General features: G+C 67.2%; 16 protein-coding genes and 4 pseudogenes. 7 read left to right on the top strand and 13 right to left on the bottom strand.

Annotation, left to right across the window (positions count from 1 at the left end; all coding sequences use genetic code 11):
• Positions 1–50 precede the first annotated feature (50 nt).
• Both ACFYQ5_RS22040 and ACFYQ5_RS22035 read left to right on the top strand, forming a co-directional pair.
• Positions 51–1,391, top strand: coding sequence for a transcriptional regulator (locus tag ACFYQ5_RS22040; protein ID WP_389199656.1), 1,341 nt, complete (start codon positions 51–53; stop codon positions 1,389–1,391).
• Between the two features lie 88 nt (positions 1,392–1,479).
• The gene (locus tag ACFYQ5_RS22035; protein WP_389199654.1) at positions 1,480–2,010 is read left to right on the top strand and encodes an NUDIX hydrolase; all 531 of its coding nucleotides are present in this window, start codon (positions 1,480–1,482) and stop codon (positions 2,008–2,010) included.
• 169 nt (positions 2,011–2,179) lie between these two features.
• On the opposite strand, the gene ACFYQ5_RS22030 is transcribed toward ACFYQ5_RS22035, so the two are convergent.
• The gene (locus tag ACFYQ5_RS22030; protein ID WP_389199652.1) at positions 2,180–2,401 is read right to left on the bottom strand and encodes a hypothetical protein; all 222 of its coding nucleotides are present in this window, start codon (positions 2,399–2,401) and stop codon (positions 2,180–2,182) included.
• A 609-nt stretch (positions 2,402–3,010) separates the two neighbouring features.
• Between ACFYQ5_RS22030 and ACFYQ5_RS22025 the strand changes: the two are divergent.
• The 3 genes and pseudogenes from ACFYQ5_RS22025 to ACFYQ5_RS22015 all read left to right on the top strand — a co-directional run.
• Positions 3,011–4,622, top strand: a pseudogene (locus tag ACFYQ5_RS22025) (polymorphic toxin-type HINT domain-containing protein); the annotation flags it as partial.
• Between the two features lie 371 nt (positions 4,623–4,993).
• On the top strand, positions 4,994–5,455 hold the full coding sequence (locus ACFYQ5_RS22020; RefSeq protein ID WP_389199651.1) for a hypothetical protein: 462 nt from the start codon (positions 4,994–4,996) through the stop codon (positions 5,453–5,455).
• A 646-nt stretch (positions 5,456–6,101) separates the two neighbouring features.
• Positions 6,102–6,941 (top strand): IS5 family transposase, encoded by an 840-nt coding sequence (locus ACFYQ5_RS22015; protein ID WP_389199649.1) that lies wholly within the window; start codon positions 6,102–6,104, stop codon positions 6,939–6,941.
• A gap of 36 nt (positions 6,942–6,977) precedes the next feature.
• Here the strand turns inward: ACFYQ5_RS22015 and ACFYQ5_RS22010 are convergent, their stop codons facing one another.
• From ACFYQ5_RS22010 to ACFYQ5_RS21985, 6 genes and pseudogenes are all read right to left on the bottom strand, one after another.
• Positions 6,978–7,706: an SDR family oxidoreductase gene (locus ACFYQ5_RS22010; protein ID WP_389199647.1), complete on the bottom strand. Its 729-nt coding sequence runs from the start codon at positions 7,704–7,706 to the stop codon at positions 6,978–6,980.
• Positions 7,703–9,676: a site-specific integrase gene (locus tag ACFYQ5_RS22005; protein ID WP_389199646.1), complete on the bottom strand. Its 1,974-nt coding sequence runs from the start codon at positions 9,674–9,676 to the stop codon at positions 7,703–7,705. Before ACFYQ5_RS22005 ends, ACFYQ5_RS22010 begins: the two co-directional genes overlap by 4 nt.
• A 189-nt stretch (positions 9,677–9,865) precedes the next feature.
• Positions 9,866–10,141 (bottom strand): hypothetical protein, encoded by a 276-nt coding sequence (locus ACFYQ5_RS22000; RefSeq protein WP_389199798.1) that lies wholly within the window; start codon positions 10,139–10,141, stop codon positions 9,866–9,868.
• Positions 10,142–10,310: 169 nt separating this feature from the next.
• Positions 10,311–10,436, bottom strand: a pseudogene (locus ACFYQ5_RS21995) (XRE family transcriptional regulator); the annotation flags it as partial.
• Positions 10,437–10,477: 41 nt separating this feature from the next.
• Entirely contained in the window at positions 10,478–11,602 is a 1,125-nt protein-coding gene (locus ACFYQ5_RS21990) for a tyrosine-type recombinase/integrase (RefSeq protein ID WP_389199644.1), read from the bottom strand.
• Positions 11,603–11,687: 85 nt separating this feature from the next.
• A pseudogene (locus tag ACFYQ5_RS21985) lies at positions 11,688–11,834 on the bottom strand (tyrosine-type recombinase/integrase); the annotation flags it as partial.
• Between the two features lie 45 nt (positions 11,835–11,879).
• Here ACFYQ5_RS21985 and ACFYQ5_RS21980 point away from each other — a divergent pair.
• Positions 11,880–12,275, top strand: coding sequence for a nucleotide-binding domain containing protein (locus ACFYQ5_RS21980; protein WP_389199784.1), 396 nt, complete (start codon positions 11,880–11,882; stop codon positions 12,273–12,275).
• A 53-nt stretch (positions 12,276–12,328) separates the two neighbouring features.
• The gene (locus tag ACFYQ5_RS21975; protein ID WP_389199642.1) at positions 12,329–13,372 is read left to right on the top strand and encodes an alcohol dehydrogenase catalytic domain-containing protein; all 1,044 of its coding nucleotides are present in this window, start codon (positions 12,329–12,331) and stop codon (positions 13,370–13,372) included.
• Positions 13,373–13,468: 96 nt separating this feature from the next.
• Here ACFYQ5_RS21975 and ACFYQ5_RS21970 read toward each other — a convergent pair.
• From ACFYQ5_RS21970 to ACFYQ5_RS21945, 6 genes and pseudogenes are all read right to left on the bottom strand, one after another.
• Positions 13,469–13,666: pseudogene (locus ACFYQ5_RS21970) on the bottom strand (TetR family transcriptional regulator); the annotation flags it as partial.
• A 113-nt stretch (positions 13,667–13,779) separates the two neighbouring features.
• Positions 13,780–14,541: an SDR family NAD(P)-dependent oxidoreductase gene (locus ACFYQ5_RS21965; protein WP_389199641.1), complete on the bottom strand. Its 762-nt coding sequence runs from the start codon at positions 14,539–14,541 to the stop codon at positions 13,780–13,782.
• 23 nt (positions 14,542–14,564) lie between these two features.
• Positions 14,565–15,563 (bottom strand): transketolase family protein, encoded by a 999-nt coding sequence (locus ACFYQ5_RS21960; RefSeq protein ID WP_389199639.1) that lies wholly within the window; start codon positions 15,561–15,563, stop codon positions 14,565–14,567.
• Positions 15,560–16,441, bottom strand: coding sequence for a transketolase (locus ACFYQ5_RS21955; protein ID WP_389199637.1), 882 nt, complete (start codon positions 16,439–16,441; stop codon positions 15,560–15,562). The genes ACFYQ5_RS21960 and ACFYQ5_RS21955 overlap by 4 nt, the downstream gene beginning before the upstream one ends.
• Positions 16,442–16,489: 48 nt before the next feature.
• Positions 16,490–17,878 carry an MFS transporter gene (locus tag ACFYQ5_RS21950; RefSeq protein WP_389199635.1) on the bottom strand — a complete coding sequence of 463 codons (1,389 nt, stop codon included), beginning with the start codon at positions 17,876–17,878 and terminating at the stop codon, positions 16,490–16,492.
• Positions 17,879–18,032: 154 nt separating this feature from the next.
• Positions 18,033–18,695, bottom strand: a complete 663-nt coding sequence (locus tag ACFYQ5_RS21945) for a GntR family transcriptional regulator (protein ID WP_389199633.1) — start codon at positions 18,693–18,695, stop codon at positions 18,033–18,035.
• Positions 18,696–18,768: the final 73 nt, after the last annotated feature.

The raw sequence follows: 18,768 nt of genomic DNA, 5'->3' as shown, positions 1-18,768 counted from the left end.
GTGTGAATCGTGCTCCACTAGGGTCATTGCGACGCGCACATGGGGGGGCGATGGAGCCCAATGTCCTGCTCGAATCCCTGATCGACGAGGCAGGTGTGTCCCGTGCGGGGCTCGCCGGTCATGTCAACCAGGCCGGCCGTGCCCGCGGGCTGTGCCTGCGCTACGAGCACACGGCGGTCGCCCGCTGGCTCAAGGGCCAGCGTCCGCGCGGCCAGGTTCCCGACCTGATCTGTGAGGTCCTCGCCGGCCGGCTGGACCGGCCCGTCACGCTCGACGACATCGGTATGGGAATTCCCGGGATGTACGCGGCCACCCCGGGCGTCGGCCTCTCGGGGTTCGTCGAGCACGCGACGGCCCTGTGGCGTTCCGACGAACAGCAGCGTGCGCACCTCGCCACCGTGCCCGCCGTCACGGGCACGACAGCCGTGATGCCGGTCTGGGAGTGGGAGAACCCTCCTGAGGACGCCGATGTCTCCCGCCCCGGTCCGTCCCGGGTGAGCCCGGCGGACATAGCGATGCTCCGCGCGGCCCGCGCGCACTACGAGCAGATGTACCGGAAGGCGGGCGGCATCGCGACCAGGTCCCGCATCGTCGGCTTCCTCAACGCCGAGGCCGCGCCACTCCTGCGCGGCGGGTACGGCGACGCCACGGGCCGCCGGCTCCACCGCGCGACCGCCGGGCTGGTGGCCGTGGCGGGCATCTGTGCCTACGACTCCGACGCCCATGGACTCGCCCAGCGCTACTTCCACCAGGCGCTGCGTCTGGCCAAGGCCAGCGGGGACCGGGGGCTCGGCGGCTATGTGATCGCGCTGCTCGTGAACCAGTCGTTGTACCTGGCCGAATTCCGTCGGGCCGTCGCCTTCGCCGAGGCGGCGCTGCGGGCGGCGGGACCGCACATCACCCCGGCACTGGCCACCGATCTGCACGCGATGCAGGCCAAGGCCTACGCCCAGCTCGGCGACCACCGCGGAGCCCTGAAGTGCATCGGCCGCGCCGAGGCCCAGGCCGGCCGCATCCGGAGCGGAGGCGAACCGGACGAGACGGGGTACGTCCAGCCGGGCCTGGTCAACGTACAGGTGGCGGAGGCACTGCTGTGTCTCGGGGATCTCACCGGTGCCCGGGAGCACGCGGCGGCGGCCGTACGCTCCCCGGCGCACGATCGTGGGACGGTGCACCGGCTCGCCATGCTCACCCATCTCGAACTGCTCCAGGGTGAGGCGGACAAGGCGGCCGGCACGGCCTCGGAAATGGCGGAACGCGCCCGGGGCATGGAATCCCAGCGGCTCAGGGACCGGCTGCGCGCCGTACGCGAGCATCTGGCCGCGAGTGGCAGCGCCGACGCCGAAGCGGCTGCCTGCCTCATCGACGGAGCGCTGCGCGTGCCCCTGTGAGCCTCTCCCCAGGTGTCTTCACACGTTGCCCCTGCGGGGCGGACCCTGCTCCGATATTGCCATCGACCAGTCGGAAGGTGGCAGAACTGTGCAGTGGACGAACTTAAGCGAACAGACCGTGTACGAGAATCGCTGGTTCCGGGTCAATCTGGCGGATGTCGTACTCCCCGACGGCCGGCATCTGGACCACTTCCTCATCCGGCTCCGGGCCGTCGCCGCGGCGACCGTGGTCAACGAGGCCGACGAGGTCCTGCTCCTGTGGCGGCACCGGTTCATCACCGACAGCTGGGGCTGGGAACTCGCCGCGGGCGTGGTCGAGGACGGTGAGGACATCGCCGTCGCGGCGGCGCGGGAGATGGAGGAGGAGACCGGCTGGCGCCCCGGCGAACTGCGCCCGCTGATGACGGTGGAACCGGCCAACGGCCTCGTCGACGCCCGCCACCACCTCTTCTGGTCCAGGGAGGCGACGTACACCGGCCATCCGGCGGACGACTTCGAGTCCTCGCGCCGCGAATGGGTCCCGCTGAAGCTCGTCCCGGACCTGATCGCACGCGGTGAGATACCGGCGGCCAACATGGCGGCCGGTCTGCTGATGCTCCATCACATGCGGCTGGGCTGACGGCACATGCCGGTGCGGCGGGCCGTCCTGGGAGTTCCGGGCGGCCCGCCGCACCGGCATGTGAAGAGTTCGGCATCAACGACTTCGGGGACAGAACATGCCGCAGCCAATGAAGCAGCTCGACCCGGGGGCGTCCACCACAAGCAGCGCAGGCCGCACCGGCTTGCGATCAGGTATCCGCGTTGGGTGCAGATCCCATGAGGGTGCTGTCGATCAGGAGGTGGGTATGAGCGGGTCGCGTCTGGTGGTTTCCGGTGTATTCCAGCTGCTGGTGCCAGGCCCAGTAGGCGTCGAAGTCGCCGTTCGCACGGACGGCACGCAGCGTGAGTACGGCTTCGGCTCCGGACAGGCCCCAGGGGGCGCCGGTGATGTCCAGGCGGTCTTTGAGCAAGTGCCGGAAGGCTCTCTCGACGATCCCGGTAGCGATCGGTCAGCCCGCGTTCCAGGGCGGTGTCGTAACGCAGGTACTCGGCCTTGCCGGTCAGGTAGTTCACGGCCTCGTCGATGCCCTTGCGCGGGGCGCCGCCCAATCCGGCGGCGCGGGCGGCTTCCTCGAGTGGTGCGGCCGCGGTCGGCTGCGCGCCGCCGCCGAGCAGGACGCGGGCATGGCGGGCGACCCGGTCTGGTGCCGACGGTCGGCCTGGGCTACTCGTCGCAGGCTGCTGACGGCCGCACTTCGGTCACCAACAACCAGGGTTCCTGGGTCGGCGACGGCTTCTCCTACGATCCCGGCTACATCGAGCGCCGCTACAAGCCCTGCTCGCAGGACGGCCACTCCGAATCCGGTGAGCAGTGCTGGGCGTTCGAGAACGCCACCATCCTGCTGAACGGGCAGTCCAGCGAACTGGTCCAGGACGACACCACCAAGAAGTGGCACCTGTCCAGTGACGACGGCGCGAAGGTCGAGAAGCGCACCGGCGCGACCAACGGCGACAACGACGGAGAGCACTGGGTCGTCACCACCAGCGATGGCACCGAGTACTACTTCGGCCTCAACCAGCTGCCCGGTTGGACGAGCGGCAAGGAGGAGACCAAGTCCGTCTGGACCGCACCGGTCTTCGGCGACGACAGCGACGAGCCCTGCTACAACGCGACGTTTGCCTCCGCGCACTGCAAGCAGGCTTGGCGCTGGAGCCTGGACTACGTCAAGGACACCCACGGCAACGTGATGTCCTACTTCTACGAGCCGGAGACCAACTACTACGCTCTCAACGGCAAGACGGACGTCAACGGTACCGCCTACCACCGCGGTGGCTACCTCAAGCGGATCGACTACGGTCAGCGCGACGGCCAGTCCTACGCAGGCAAGGCACCGGCGCGCATCAACTTCACGGTCGCCGAGCGCTGCCTGCCCACCGACACCTTCGACTGCGTCACGTCCAAGCGGACCAAGGCCAACGCAGCGAACTGGCCCGACGTCCCGGTCGACCAGGAGTCTGCTGCGGGCGCCAAGTGCACGGTGGGCCAGACATTCTTCACCACCAAGCGGCTGACCGGGATCACCTCCCAGATCCGCACGGGCGCCACCACATACCGGGACGTGGACCACTGGTCGTTCACCCACCAGTTTAACGACAACGGCGACGACTCCAAGGCTCTCTGGCTCCATAAGATCCAGCACGAGGGCGGGACGGCACGGCCGTCAAGATGCCGGCCATCGAGCTGTTCGGTGAGCAGCTGGCCAACCGGGTGGACGCGGTCGGCGACAACATCGCACCTTTCCACCGCTACCGCCTGTCCACCGTGCTGAGCGAGACCGGCTCCCAACTGGACGTCAACTACGCGGCCACCAACTGCACCAAGTCCGCCCTGCCCAAGCCAGGAGAGTCGACCAAACGCTGCTACCCGGTGAAATGGGCACCCCCGGGCTACCTGGAACCGATCACCGACTGGTTCCACAAGTACGTCGTCGCAGAGATCATCGAGACCGACCGCACCGGCGGCAGCGAAGGCATCGTCACCCGCTACGACTACAAGGGCGACGCGGCCTGGCGGAAGGCCAAGCCTGATGGCATCACCGAGGACAAGTACCTGACCTGGGGCAACTGGCAGGGTACGGCAAGGTGTCGGTCACCAGCGGCACCGCGGACAAGCAGTCCACCCGCATCGACTACACCTACCTCCAAGGCATGGACGGCGACAAGGACGCCGACGGAAAGACCAAGCCGATCAAGGACGTCAAGCTCGGCGACAAGATCATCGCCACTGACCCCAAGACCGGCAGAACCACCGTCCGCGAAGTCGTCCGCACCATCACCACCGAGGACGACAAGCACTTCGTCGACCTCACCATCACCGCCAAGCACGAGAGAGTAAACACCAAGGCGGAGAAGAAGGCCGGAGGTAAGCGAGCAGGCGAGGCGAACAGCCACGCCTCAACCGCCAGCCTCACCTCCACCATCAACCATCCCTTCTGGTCCCCCTCCGCCAAGCAGTGGATCGAAGCCGGCGACCTCACACCCGGCATGACCCTCCGCACCGCCGACGGAGGCACCGCCACCCTCACCGCCACCCGCCCCTTCGAACAGCGCCAGCGCACCCACGACCTCACAATCCGTGACATCCACACGTACTATGTGCTGGCGGGGGCTACGCCGGTACTGGTTCACAACTGTGGTGGCTCGCAACCCGGACACTCCGATCTTTGCAGGTGCGACCCGGAGAAGCCCCGCAGCGAGGTTGTCCTGGACGCGGACTCGTTCGAACAGGCCAGAAACAAGGCCCTGGACACCGTGGGGCCCATCGACACCGGTTCGTGGCAGCGTCGGCAGGGGACGATGGATTCTGCGGTCGACACCTTCGGTAGGGATACCGGGTTCACCGCGACCAGCGGGGGAGAATACAGGTCGTTCCGCCTGGATACCGACGACCGGATCGGCCCGCACATCAATGTGATGACGGGTAAGGGTGCGTCGGTTCGAAAATGGGCGATAAGGTTCCCTGGCGGGAGCGGGGGTATTTCGACGTGGTTGAGGCGGAACGTATGACCGACGGTAGTTCTTATGGGAGTCATCCGGAATACCTTCCGGACTTCATGAATGACCCCCGTGACGATGACGGCCGGCAGGTGATGAAGCTGGATCTCGCCGAGAACCGCGCGCTGGCGGCAGCGACGCTGAGCAGATTTCCGGCTGCTGCCGGCGACGTGATCGACTTCGAGTCCACTCCGTTCGAAGACCGCCTCTGGTGGGACGATGAGGAGCATTGGACGAGGATGGCGGCGGAGCTGCTCTCCTTGTACGTACAGCGGGATGAGCGGATCGCCGTCATCTGGGGCAACTATCTGATGCCGGCCGTGACCATGCCTGCGGATGTTGCGGTGCGACATGCGCGGGACATCCTGGACGCCGGGCCGCACTTCTGGATCCACCCGCTTGGCGGTTCGGTGCTCATTGAATGTCTAATGGATGGACAAGTGACGGTCGTGACGATTCCGTCAAGGTAAGTACAGAACCAGTGAGAACGCCCCGCCGGGGAATCGGCGGGGCGTTCTCACTGGTCTCCAGTCGTTGTTCGCAGCCAGGCGGCAGGATTCGGAATGTCCTGAGTCGGTAACGCGGAGCCGAATATGGTCCGTGAATTGCGATCGCGTGACCCCCCTTCCTGCGCAACCTGAAGAGGGGGTGTTACGGGTTTGACGGCAACGCTGACGGCAACGTCAGCGGACGACGGCTGCGGTGGGCGGGTCGTCTGGATCGTCGGTCGGGCTGAGGATGCTGCCGAGGGTGTCGATGGCCTGGCGCTGGAGGCGGAGTCGGACGTGTAATGGTGACGTCGGGTATTGGAAATGTCCGAATGCCTCTGATCCGGAGCTCCTGTGTGCGGCCCGGGAGCCGATGTCAGCCCTGCTTGAGTATGCGAGCCCTTAGAGGGCGTTCACATAGCGTTCATCCGATATACCCGTTTCGCCCACGCCCCGCTTTGGGCGTCTTTGTCAGATAGGGGTAATTCGTTCCACGCGAAGTCGAGCATTCAGCTGTCCGCCTCGCGTAGTTCTGTACTCGGAAACCCGTCTGATTTGAAAATGGTACGGAAGCGCCCGGGTTCTAACGGAACACACCCCTCCGCCATAACCATGATCACGCTGTGCTGTGAGCGAGCGCAAGCCGTACCCCAGCGACCTGTCCGACGCCCGATGGGCCCTGATCGAGCCGACGTTGACGACTTGGCGAAATGCCCGCCTCGAGCGCCGCCCAACAGGACAGCCGGCCAAAGTCGAACTGCGCGACGTGTTCGATGCACTCCTCTACATCAACCGCACCGGAATCCCCTGGAAATACCTCCCGCACGATTTCCCGGGCCACGGCACCGTCTACTTCTACTACGCCGTCTGGCGTGACGAGGGAATTCTCGCCCAGCTCAACTACGAGCTGACCGGCCTGGCCCGCGTGAAGGAAGGGCGCGAGCCCGAGCCGACCGCCTCCATCATGGACACTCAGAGCGTCAAGACCTCCACCAACGTGCCTCTGGCCAGCCGGGGAACGGACGCCGCGAAGAAGATCGTGGGCCGCAAGCGCGGCATCCTGACCGACACGATCGGCCTCATCCTCGCCGTGACCGTTGCCGGCGCCGGTCTCTCCGAGAACGCCATAGGAATACGCCTCCTCGACCAGGCGAAAGAGACTTACCCAACCATCGCGAAAAGCTGGGTTGACACCGGCTTCAAGAACGCCGTCGTCGAGCACGGAGCCCGCCTCGGCATCGACATCGAAGTCGTCAACCGCAACCCAGAAAAGCGTGGCTTCCACATCGTGAAAAGACGCTGGGTAGTGGAGCGGAGTATTGGTTGGATCATGACGCACCGCCGTCTCACCCGCGACTACGAGACGCTCACGGCCAGCTCCGAGGCGATGATCCACATCGCCTCGAGCGACAACCTCTCCAAGCGCATAACGGACGAGACCACGCCAACGTGGCGAGGAACCTACTAGGGCATACAGTGCAATACGCCTAGATCAAATGCCCTCTCAGACCTGTTCGAAGTGGAATGCCTTGATGAAGCAGTCGCGGGGCTGGGCGACTGCGAAGAGGATGCACTCCACGAGCGACTGGGCGGTGAGGGCATCCTTGGCCTCCCGAGGAGTGGACTTCCACTCCTCGGAGAGTGGGTCGGTGTTGTCGAAGTCGGGCGGGTAGAGCGATATCACTCGGACTCCCTGGGGCCGTAGGCGCTTGGAGAGGATCTCGGTGAACCCGGCCTGTGCGCTCTTGGCTGCATAGAAGGCGTCGTGTGCGTCCGAGCGGTGATGTCCGGCCGTTCCGCATGCGGAGACCATCGTCACCACATCCGGCTTGTCCGAGTTGAGTAGGAGTGGAAGGAAGTTCTTCACGGTCAGGACCGTGCCCGTGGCGCCGGATGCGATGGTGTCGACGACATCGGCGTCGGAGGCTGACTGGAGGTCCGGTCCTTCGAGGTAGCGCGAGCCGTTGTTGATCAGGATGTCGACGTGGTCGGTGTGCTGGGTGACGCTGGAAGCGAAGTCACGGATTGAGGCGGGATCCGTCAGATTGCAGGCATAGGCGTGAACCCGCTGATGGCCTCGGTCTCGGATCTCATCACGGACACGCTCAGCGGCAGCGAGGCTGCGTGCGGACAGGAAGACCTCGGCGCCGAGGTCTGCGAGCCGGATCGCCAGAGTTCGCCCGAAGTCGCGGCCGGCAGCACTGATGACGACTCGATGGTTGTCGAATCTCATGATTTTGCTCCTTGTTCGTGGACCGGCTGTTGTTGCGGTGAAGTGCGGTGGCTGACCTCGGCCGCATAGGTGGCCCAGTCTCCCGCGGAGAGTCGTTGCCAGGCGACGACGACGTCGGTGTGAATGCCGAGGGTGCGGGCGAGGATCGCGGCGGGGATTTCGGTGGCGAGCTGGAAGAGAGCGGTGCTACGGGCCTGGTTGGGGCGGATGCCGAGTTGGTTCAGCCGCTGTGTCAGCTGGCTGGTGCTGATCGGGCGTCCAGGCTGGCCGCCGGGGAAGAGCCATGGAGACGGGGTCAAGGCCCCGATGGTCGCGTGGCCCTTGCGGTTCGCGACGACCGCGTGGACCAGTGCGGCGACGGGCTCGGGTAGCTGGACGGGGGCATCGCCGAGGTGAAGACGTACCTCTTGAGCGCCGACCTCGACGTCCTCGATGGTCAAACGACCGATCGCCGATGGCCGTTGGGCATAGAGGAGGAGAAGCAGCACTGCGAGACGGTCTTCGGGTTTCAGGGTGTCGTCGTGCAGGAGCCGACGTGCGACGTTCCAGCGATGCTCGTCATCGAGCGGTTGAGTGGGGCCGTTCCAGCGGATGGCGGGGACGTGGACGGTGGTGAGCTTCCTGGTGTGGGCCCAGCGGGTGAGGTGCCCGGCTGTCTGGCGGTAGGTGGCGGAGTCGTCGGTGAGCCACCGGTCGAGGTCGGCCTGGCGGCAGGTTTCCCGGGTGAGGTGGGCGGTCAGCCAGTTCAGTAAGGCGACAGCCGCGTGGGTGCGTTGACGCGCGGACATGAATTGCTGCGGGGTGAGGAGGCGGCCGTTGCTGCGGCGCCGAAGCCGCCGGACCAGGTGCCAGATCGCGTACCGGTGCAGGATTTTGCGTTGTTCGGGGTCCGGCTGGGATGTGAGGAGGCCGGTGAGGAAACGTTCGAGGCGGACCATGTACTCGTCCCGCTCGGGCAGGGCACCGACGCCGACGAGGACTTGGCGGAAGTGGGCGAGGGGCGGGCTGTCGGGCAATGCGTCGAGGGCCTCGTGGGTCAGGGCCCGTCGGCCGGCCGCGAGGTCGGACAGGACCAGGGAGACGGGCGGTTTGTTCAGCCAGCGTCGGGCGGTGGTGGGGTGCTCGGTGGTGGCGATGTTGTGTAGGAGGGCTTCGAGGCCGGGGTGGAGGGCATCGGACGGAGGGCCCAGAAGCTCGTTGAGGCGCCGGTTGATGAGGCAGCGAGCGCACTGACCGGGGTGCGGGTAGTCGGGGTCGTTGCAGGTGGGGCAGGTGTGCCAGACCTCAGGGGTGGTGCAGTCCGCGCATAGGGGCTGGTTGAGGGTGCCGGAGACGACAGCCGTGACGCGTCCGCAGGCTGAGCATGGTGCTGAGCGGCGCTGGCAGTGCGGGCACCACGGTTGGCCCGTGGTGCGGGAGGTGCCGCAGGGCTTCTCCTCGCTGCAGATGCTGCAGGTCGCAGTTGGCAAGGAGGGGCAGCTCGAGCAGAGCGGACCGTCCGGCGTGCGAGTGCTCACGACCTTTAGTCTGCCGCAGTTGATGCAGGTCTCCAGGTTCGCAGGGTCGTTGACCAGGCAGTTCGGACATAGCGGCCGACCTTGATCGTCGTGGGTCGCCGGCTCCCGGCGGGCTCCGCAGCCCGAGCACTCCTCGATGCGGGAGTGGGAGATGCAGGTGCGGCAGACCCGCTGTCCGTTCAGGGGCTTGTCGATGCGTACGACTCTGTGGCAGCCGGGGCAGGACGGCCGGACGATCCCGGTGACGCCTGCCTCGTGCAGCAGGTCGATCAACCGGAGGATCGCGCGGTGGGGTGCAAGATGGCCGTTCCCGGTCAGCAAGGCAGGGTTGGATTCCAGAGCCCAGGCGAGTTTTTGCTGGTAGGAGGGGCGGGGTGCCGATCGGCGGACCGCGTCGGCGATCACTTCCTGCTCGGCCTGCGAGTCCAGTTCGGTGATCAGGGCGCCGATCACCGTGATGGGGTCGCGGCCATCGGTGTCCGGGCACTTGCCGCATCGTGGCTGCCCGGCCCGGTCGCGTGAAGCGACCCGGCGGGTGTTTCCGCAGGAAGCACACGGCTCGGGCTGTGGTCCGCAGTTCCAGCAGTACCAGTCCTGGCCGCGGCGCTGAAGGGTTCGCATCTGTCTGCCGCATTCGGCGCATCACGGCGCCGAGACCGCCTGGGCTCCGGCCTCACGTAGGGCGATGAGCAGGTCGCCGACGGCCCTGGGCGCCGGAGAGCGTCCGTCGCTCAGCACGCTGGGATGCTCGGTCAGATGCGACGCGAGGCGGCGTGACTTCGAGCGGCCGCCCGCGACGCTGGTGACCACGGCGCGGATCCGGTCGGGCTCCAGGCCATGCTCGACGACCGCGACAAGGTCCACGATCAGCCCGACCGGATCGGAGACGGCCCGCTCGGGGTGCCCGGGTGCGGTCACGGCCGCTCGACACCACGGATGCGGGCTCGCTTGGGCCGCAGGCCACCGACACCTCTCTCGGCGCCAACAGCCTTCTGCGTTCGGTTAGTGATCCGGCGCCGGCTGCGGCCACGGGCTCGATGAGGTCGTCCATGGTGCAGTCGAGGATGTCGAGCAGGGCCATGAGGATCTTCAGGCTGAGCCGTTCGGGGCGCTCGACGACAAGCCGGTAGACCTGGCTGGAGGACAGGGTGATGCCGCGTTCGTCCAGCAACGGGATGAGATCCGTGGTGGAGAAGAATCCACGGTCGGCCATGACCTTGCGCAGGTGCCATTGGTAGTCCAGCTTCGCGGCCATCAGCGGTCCTTGTGTGCGGAAGCGGTCGGGGCGAGTGCGGGAGCAAGTGCCTTGTGGAGCATGGTGTTCATGAAGTCGTCGCTGACGTGGGTGTAGATGGCGGTGGAGCTGTCATTCTCGTGACCGACTTGCTGCTGCAGAAACCGCCGGTCGACCCCGTCCTCGGTGAGGTGGGTGACGTAGGCGTGGCGAGCGGAGTGGACGACGAGTTGCTTCGGGAGCTTCAGCGCGTCACGGTAGGCGACGAACCGGGAGTTGATCTCCGCCGGTTTGATCCGGCCGCCCCGTTCAGTCACCCAGAGTGCGGGATGGTCCTCGCAGCCGAACCGTGGCCGCACGTTCTCCACGTAGTCGGCGACCGCCTCCACCGCCCAGTCCATCACCGACAGTACGTTCCGGCGCCGGGGCGGCTGGCCCTTCTTGGCCTTGCCGTAGCGGACGTTGAGCGTGCCGTACTGGCCGAAGTGCGGGGCCGAGGCGTTGCGGCCGAAGTCCATCAGGTCGAGTGTGGCCGCCTCGGTGCGGCGCAACCCCCACCCGTAGCTGACCTTGAAGAGCGTCGCGTCCCGGTAGGCGGCGAGGGCCCCCTTGCGCTTGGCCCGTACCGCTCGGTCGACCTGGTCGTCGGCGTAGTCGAGGAAGCGCTGAATCTCCTCGCGGGTGAACGGCCTTGCCTCCGGACTGCCCTCGTAGTTGTTGAGGTGGGCGATGGTGTTCCACTCGTGGCAGATCGCTATCGGGTGGGTGCCGAAGGCGTCCTCGCAGGCCACAGCCCAGCCGTAGCGGCCGTCGATCAGGAACTCGCTGAACAGACGCAGACTGCCCTGGTAGCTGCGGATCGTGGATGGCGCGAGGTGTTTCTCGCTGGTCAGCCAGAGCGACCACTCGTCCACATGCCCCGGCGTCCAGGCCCATGGGTATTCGTTGGTGTACTCCAGGAACCGGCGTACGAGCCGTTCTCGGGCGATGACCGTGTCCTCGCGGAGCCCGCGGGCAGCCTGCTGGGCCCGCCAGCCCCGCACCATTGCCTCGACCATCGCGTCCTGCGGACGCAGCTGGACCACCCCGGAGACCAGCTCCAGATGGGCTGCCCCAGCCAGGTCGGCGCGTCGCTGTAGACCCACTCTCACCCTCCCCTTCAGAGGGCAAATCCTGCCCTGACCTCGCGACCTGCAGCTTCTTGCCCATCTGACGCAATTCCCGAGGGTTCGCGTAGACGCCGATGTGGGCGTGGCCGAGGAGTTCCTTGATGACGACGAGGTCGACGCCCTGTTCCAGGAGCAGGGTGGCGGTGGAGTGCCGTAGGCCGTGGAAGCGGATGCGGCGGAGGCCGGCCCGGTTGAGGGCTGGGCCGAACTGGCCGTGCCCCCGCAGCTGCTCAACGGCCAGGACCCGTCCCTGATGGACGACCTGGAACAGCGCACAGCCGCCTGGCTCGCGGCCGGCCGGAACGTCGTCGTGCACACCACCCGCGGAACCCAGGACCCGCGCTACGCCGCGGCCGGCCCCGTCGACGCGTCCCATGTGGGCGAGCTCCTGGGCACCCTGGCCAAGACCATGGCCGTCAAGGGGCTCACCCGGGACATCGCCGTGCTCGGCGGCGACACCTCCAGCCACGCCCTACTGGCCATGGGAGTGAGTCAACTGCGCGTCGCGGCCCAGTTCGTCACGGCCGTCCCCATCTGTCGCACCGACAGCACAGCGGCGGTGGCCGACTGCCGGCTCCTGCTCAAGGGCGGCCAAGTCGGTCCGATCGATGTGCTCCAGTGCTTCGCACAGCCGAACCCCACGGCCTGACTCACCGTCAAGAACCCCGCCACACGCATCCCGAACCCGAGGAGAACGAGCTCATGAGGGCAGTCGTCAAAGCAACCGCAGGCAAGGGAGTCGAGTACGTCACCCACGCGCCCGAGCCCAAGGCCAGCGACGGCACAGTCGTCGTGGACATCGCAGCAGCCTCATTGTGCGGCACCGACCGTGAATGCTACGAGTGGTCACCGGCAGCCCAGGCATTCGACCTGGGACTCCCCGTCGTCCTGGGCCACGAAGCGGCAGGCACCATCGTCGAGGTGGGAGCCGGCGTGGAGAACCTGCGCGTCGGTGACCGCGTCGCCCTGGAAAGCCATCTCCCGTGCGGCCAGTGCTTCGCATGCCGCACCGTGGACGCCCACACCTGCGAGCACACGCGGATCCTCGGCATGCACTTCGACGGCGTCTTCGCCGAACGAGTCGCCGTGCCCCACAACATCTGCGTCCCCCTGCCCGACAGCGTGCCGCTGGAGACCGGCGCCCTGCTGGAATCCGCAGGTGTCGCCGTCCACGCCATCCAGCGAGCCGGGTACTCGGTCGCCGGCCGTGGCGTTCTGTTCAGTGGCACCGGCCCGGTGGGCATGGTCGTCGCCCGACTCGCGTCCCTCATGGGCGCCGCCTACGTGATCGTGATCGAGCCGAACCCCTTCCGCCGCGCCGCAGCCGAGCGACTCGGAGTGATCACGATGGAGCCCGGCGACGGCGTCGTCGAGCGCAGCCGCGAACTGAGCGGCCACCGCGGCGGCGCGTACGTGGCCTTCGAATGCTCGGGAGCAGCCGCCGCGCTGCCGCCTCTTTTCGACGCTCTGCGTCGCGAAGGAACGGTCGTGACGGTGGGGCACCCCGGCCGGCCCGTACCGATCGACGTCGCTGCCCAGATCAACAAGCGGGGTATCACCCTGCGCGGGATCTTCGGCCGCCGGCTGTGGGACACCTGGGAGCAGACACTGCTTCTGTTGAACTCCGGGCGCCTGGACCTGGACTGGTTGATCACCCACCGGCTCAGGCTCAGCCAAGCCGACGAGGCCATCGACCTCCTCACCGGCGACGCCTGCAAGGTTCTCCTGGTGCCTGGGATGGGCTGATCCCTTCACATCGCATCAGGGTTCGTCCGTGCCGCGCCGAGCACGGACGAAGCCCAGGAGAGGATGCCAGGCCCCGAAGGATTGCGGCATCAGGACGTATTGGTCGGTGAGGTGCTGGTGGATGGCCTGGACAAGGTCCTCGCGGGAGGCGAAGTGGTAGAGGAGTCCTCCCTTGGGCAGGCCGGCTTCGGCGCCGACGGCGTAGAGGGTGACGCCTTCGCGCTCCACGATGCGGGGTGCCGCTTCGAGGACTGGGTTCGTGTCACATCGCGGCGAGTACTCGCTCCACCACACAATCCGTGGCGAGGCGGAGCGGTAGTGGAGGGTGGACAGGGCGCCAGCGGTGGTTCGCTGTCGTCGCGGTGCTGGCACCCTGCCGGGCGGTCACAGGCGACCGGGTGTGACGATCAGTGGATGTGGGAGCCACCGTTGACGTCGTAGGTTGCGCCGGTGATGTAGCCGGATTCCTCGCGGCACAGGTAGGTGATCAGGTCGGCGACATCGGTGACCCGCCCGTTGCGGCCGACGGGGACACCTGCGATGAGCGCTGTTTTGCGTTCGCCTTCGAGTGCGCCGCCGGTGATGTCGGTGTCGATGAGGCCGGGAGCGACGCTGTTCACAGTGACGCCCTGGGGGCCGATCTCTCGGGCCAGCGCACGGGCGAACCCGAGTTGTGCGGCCTTGGCAGCGGAGTAGGCGACTCCCCCGAAGACGCCGCCGCCACGTTCGGCTGACACCGAGGACAGGAACACGATGCGTCCGAAGCGGCGTTCGGCCATGCCGGGGGCGAGTCGGCGGGTGATGTTGTAGGCGCCGCGAACATTGACGTCGAAGATGCGGTCCCATTCGGCGCCCTCGACGTCCAGGAACCGTGTGGGGGAGGTGATGCCGGCGTTGTTGATCAGTGCGCCGATAGGGGGTGCGTCTGCGGTAAGGGTGTCCACGGCGGTGGAGACGGCGGTCTCGTCGGTCACGTCGCAGGCCAGGCCCACGGCACGCACGCCATGGCGATGGGCGATCTCATCCGCGGTGCTCTTGGCTTCGGCCTCGTCGAGGTCGAGCACGGCGATGTTCCAGCCGGCGGCTGCGAGGGCGAAAGCGGTGGCCCGGCCGATGCCGCGTAGGGAGGCGGCTCCGGTGACAACGGCCGTCAGTTCGGTGACGCTCATGGTGTATCTCCTGGGAATATGGTTCAGAAAGCGGCTTTGACGCGTGCGCAGAGCGCATCCGTCGAAAGCCCGTAGCGGTCGTGCAGTGTGGGCAGGGCACCGGCGGCGAGGAATTCGTCGGGCAGCGCGGCGGGGACGATGCGGGTACTGACGCCGCCGTAGGCGACGGTTGCAGCGACGGCTTCGGACAGGCCGCCGATGACGGTGTGGTTCTCGCACGTGACCACGAGCCGGTCTCCGCGGACCTGCCGCAGGATGGTCTCGGTGTCCAGCGGCTTAATCGTGGGGACGTGCAGGACGGCGGCGTCCACGTGGTCGGCCGCCAGCCGCTCCGCGGCCTGCAGAGCGCGCATGGTCATGAGTCCGGTGGAGATGAAGAGGACATCGCGGCCCCCGCGGAGTTCGGCGGCCTTACCCAGTTCGAAGCGGTAGTCGTACTCGTCGAGCACGGTGGGCACCTTGCCCCTGAGCAGCCGCATGTAGGTGGGGCCGGGATGGGCCGCGAGGGCGGGCACGGCCTGTTCGATGTCGACCGAGTCGCAGGGGTCGACGATGGTCAGGTTCGGGCAGGCCCGCAGGATCGCCAGGTCCTCCGTGGCCTGGTGGCTCGGCCCGTAGCCGGTGGTCAGCCCGGGCAGCGCCCCGACGACGTTGACGTTGAGACCGGGTTCGGCGATGTCGAGGCACAGGAAGTCGTAGGCGCGACGGGTGGCGAACACCGAGTACGTCGACGCGAACGGGATGAACCCGACCTCGGCGAGCCCGGCTGCGGCTCCGAGCATGACCTGCTCGGCCATGCCCATCTGATGGAAGCGGTCCGGGTGCGCGTCGCGGAAGACATGCATGTCGGTGTACTTCGCCAGGTCGGCCGAGAGTCCGACGATCTCCGGACACTCCTCGGCGAGCCGGTTGAGTGCGTGGCCGAACGGCGCCGAGGCGGTCCGCTGGCCCGGGTCGGCGAACGAGGCGATCATCGCCGAGGTGGTGAGGCGCCTGCGGGGTGCTTCCTGGGTGGGGCTCACTGCTGGTCTCCTTCGAGGTGGTCAAGGGCGGCCTGCCACTCGTGCTCGGCAACGGGCATGAAGTGAGCCTTCTCCCGGGTCTCCAGGAACGGCACGCCGCGCCCGGTACGCGTGTCGCAGATGAGCACCGACGGGCTGCCGGTGTGGTCTCGGAGGCTGTCGAGCCCGGCGAGCAGGGCGGGGATGTCGTTGCCGTCGACGCGTACGGCGTTCCAGCCGAATGCCTGCCATTTCTCGGTGACCGGCTCGGTGCGCAGCACGCCGGCTGTGGGGCCGTCGGCCTGCAAGCCGTTGATGTCGACGATCGCGGTGACGTTGTCCAGTCCGTGGTGGGCGCAGGCCATTGCGGCTTCCCAGGTCGAGCCTTCATCGAGTTCGCCGTCGGACAGGAGGTTGAACACGCGTGCCTGACTGCCGAGTTTCCGCAGCCCGAGCCCCATCCCGCAGGCCACGCCGAGTCCGTGGCCGAGTGAGCCGCCGGAGATCTCCATGCCGGGTGTGTAGGAGGCCATGCCGGACATCGGCAGCCGTGAGTCGTCGGAGCCGTAGGTCGCGATCTCCTCGACAGGGATCGTCCCTGCCTCGGCCAGGGCGGCGTAGAGCGCGATCGCGTAGTGGCCGATGGAGAGCAGGAACCGGTCCCGTCCGTCCCATTCCGGGTCCTCGGGGCGTAGCCGCAGTTCGCCGTCCTGGCGGGCGTAGAACACGGCCAGCACGTCGGCCACGCCCAGGGCCTGGCCGATGTAGCCCTGGCCCTGCACCTGCCCCATGGTCAGTGCGTGGCGTCGGATCCTGGTTGCTGCCGCCCGCAATCGGGCGATCCGCGCTTCCCGTTCACCGGCTGAGGTCAGTGGCTGGTCCGTCGTCACCGAGGTCATCGGTTCCTCCTTCTGGTGCACTGGTGGTTGAAGGTCGAATGGCGGGTGTCAGGCGCCGCTGATCAGCTGTGATCGGTGCGCAGGGACGTCGTCAGGGGAGTCCGGGAAGGCTTGTTCGAGGGCGGCGACCCGCTCGCGCTCGGCCGGGCCCCAGGTCTCCCGGGTCAGCGCTGTGGCGATCAGCCCGAGGAGGCCGTAGGCGCTGAACAGCAGGGCCGGGCCGACCCAGCCGGTGCGGGAGAAGAGCGCTGTCGCGATCAGCGGGGTGAAGCCCGATACGACGGCCGAAAGCTGGTAGGCCAGCGACGCTCCACTGGTACGGGTCCGGGCGTTGAACAGCTCGGAGAACCAGGCGCCCTGTACACCGGCCAGGCTGTTCTGGCACACCGCGTAACTCAGGATGAAGGCGAGTACGATGGCCCCCGCACTGCCGGTGTTGAGCAGCAGGAACAGCGGAACACCCCACGCCAGAGTGATCGCGGTGCCGAACATGTAGACCGGGCGGCGGCCCACCCGGTCGGTCAGCGCACCCCACAACGTGGTGGCCGCGATACCGAGACCGGCGGCAAGCATCAGTGCCAGCAGCGTCACGGAGCGGTCGGCGAGCTCCTCACTGGCCAGGTAGGACAAGACGAAAGTGACCGAGAGGGCGTAGCCGGCCGTCTCCGTGGTCCGGAGGCAGAAGGCCCGAAGAACGTTGCGCCAGTCCGTACGCAGCACCTCCATCAGAGGGTTGCGCGACACTTCGCCCTGGGACTTGAGTGCCTCGAACTCGGGGGACTCCTCGACCTTGAGCCGTATGACGATGCCGACGACGATCAGCAGAGCACTGCAGAGGAATGGCACACGCCACGCCCACTGGTCACCGAGCGGCACACTGAGCAGGAACGCCGTGTTGGCGAGCAGCAGCCCGACCGGGAAACCTGCCTGAGTGATCCCGGTGTAGAGCCCGCGTTTGCGCCAGGGAGCGTGCTCGAAGGTCATCAGGATCGCGCCGCCCCACTCGGCGCCGAATGCCAGCCCCTGCACCACGCGGACCAACACGAGCAGGACTCCCGCCCATGCCCCGACCTGCTGGTACGTCGGCAACGCCCCTATGAGGACCGTGGAGATTCCCATCAAGAGCAGCGAGCCCACCAGCACGGGCTTGCGGCCGATCCGGTCACCGAGATGGCCGCCGATGATCCCGCCGATCGGCCGGACGGCGAACCCGACGCCCAGCGTGGCGAACGACAGCAGTGTCCCGGAGAGGGGGTCGGTGGAAGGGAAGAAGGCGTCGTTGAAGTACAGGGCCGCAGCAGTGCCGAAGCCGATGAAGTCATAGGTCTCGATCGTCGCGCCGATCGACGAGCCGAGAGCGACCCGGCGTTTCGCGGGCGTTCCCTTGACCGAAGCCTGCGGTGCATCGGCCCCGTACGGAATGTTCTGTGCAGGCATGAGTGATCTCCGTTGATCCTTCCTCGGACTGCCTCACCATGTGTGGTTGGGAGTCGAGGGTTGACTGTTAACACTCGGCAGACATGAGTGAAACAATCCACGCCGACGGCCTCACTGTCAATGGTCGTGGGCGAAGGCCTCCGCGGAGCCGGAGTCAGTTCGACGTAGCGGCGGCGAAGTGATCGGCTGCCGCGGCCATGTGCTCGTCTACAACAGCGATCGCGCCAGGGACATCCCCGGCCTCGATGGCTTCGATGAATGCCAGGTGGCGACCGGGCGTCATCATCACTGGGGCCTCTTCCGGGTCACGACTCATGATCGTGACCCGGATCCGGCCTTCCAGGTGGCGCCATGACTCGACGAGCATCGTGTTGCCCGACAGCTCGCACAGACGCATGTGGAAACCGAGATCCGCCTCCACGCGCGCGGCGAAATCTTCCCCTGCGGCAGCCAGCTCCTCGGCCGCCGCACGCAGGGCCGACACGGCGTCCGACCGGTCCGGCCGGGCGATGATCTCGGTGACCGCGAGCCCCTCAAGGGCTGCCCGCACCCGGAAGATGCCCCGAATCTCCTCTGAGGACAGGGAGTTCACCCGAAGCATCCCTCGAGTGCCCGCTCTCACCAGACCCTCCTGCTGCAGGTGACGCAGAGCCTCGCGCACGGTCCCACGGCTTACGCCAAGCCGTTCCGCGAGCTCCACCTCGCCGAGGTGGTCACCCGGCCGGTAGGCACCCGCTGTGATCGCCGTCCGCAGGGCCTGCAGGACGCGCTCCCGCAGCGTGCTGCGATCCATGGTGGGCAACGGCTCGACGGACACGGCGTCTCCCTTCGAAATACCGGCAGTTTAACTGACGACTGTCAACAACCTCACGGGCGGAGATCTCTGTGTT

The organism is Streptomyces sp. NPDC005794, assembly GCF_042871445.1.
Taxonomy (GTDB): domain Bacteria; phylum Actinomycetota; class Actinomycetes; order Streptomycetales; family Streptomycetaceae; genus Streptomyces.
Note: the sequence above shows the minus strand (reverse complement) of the source record. Positions and strands in the feature narration are given on the sequence as shown.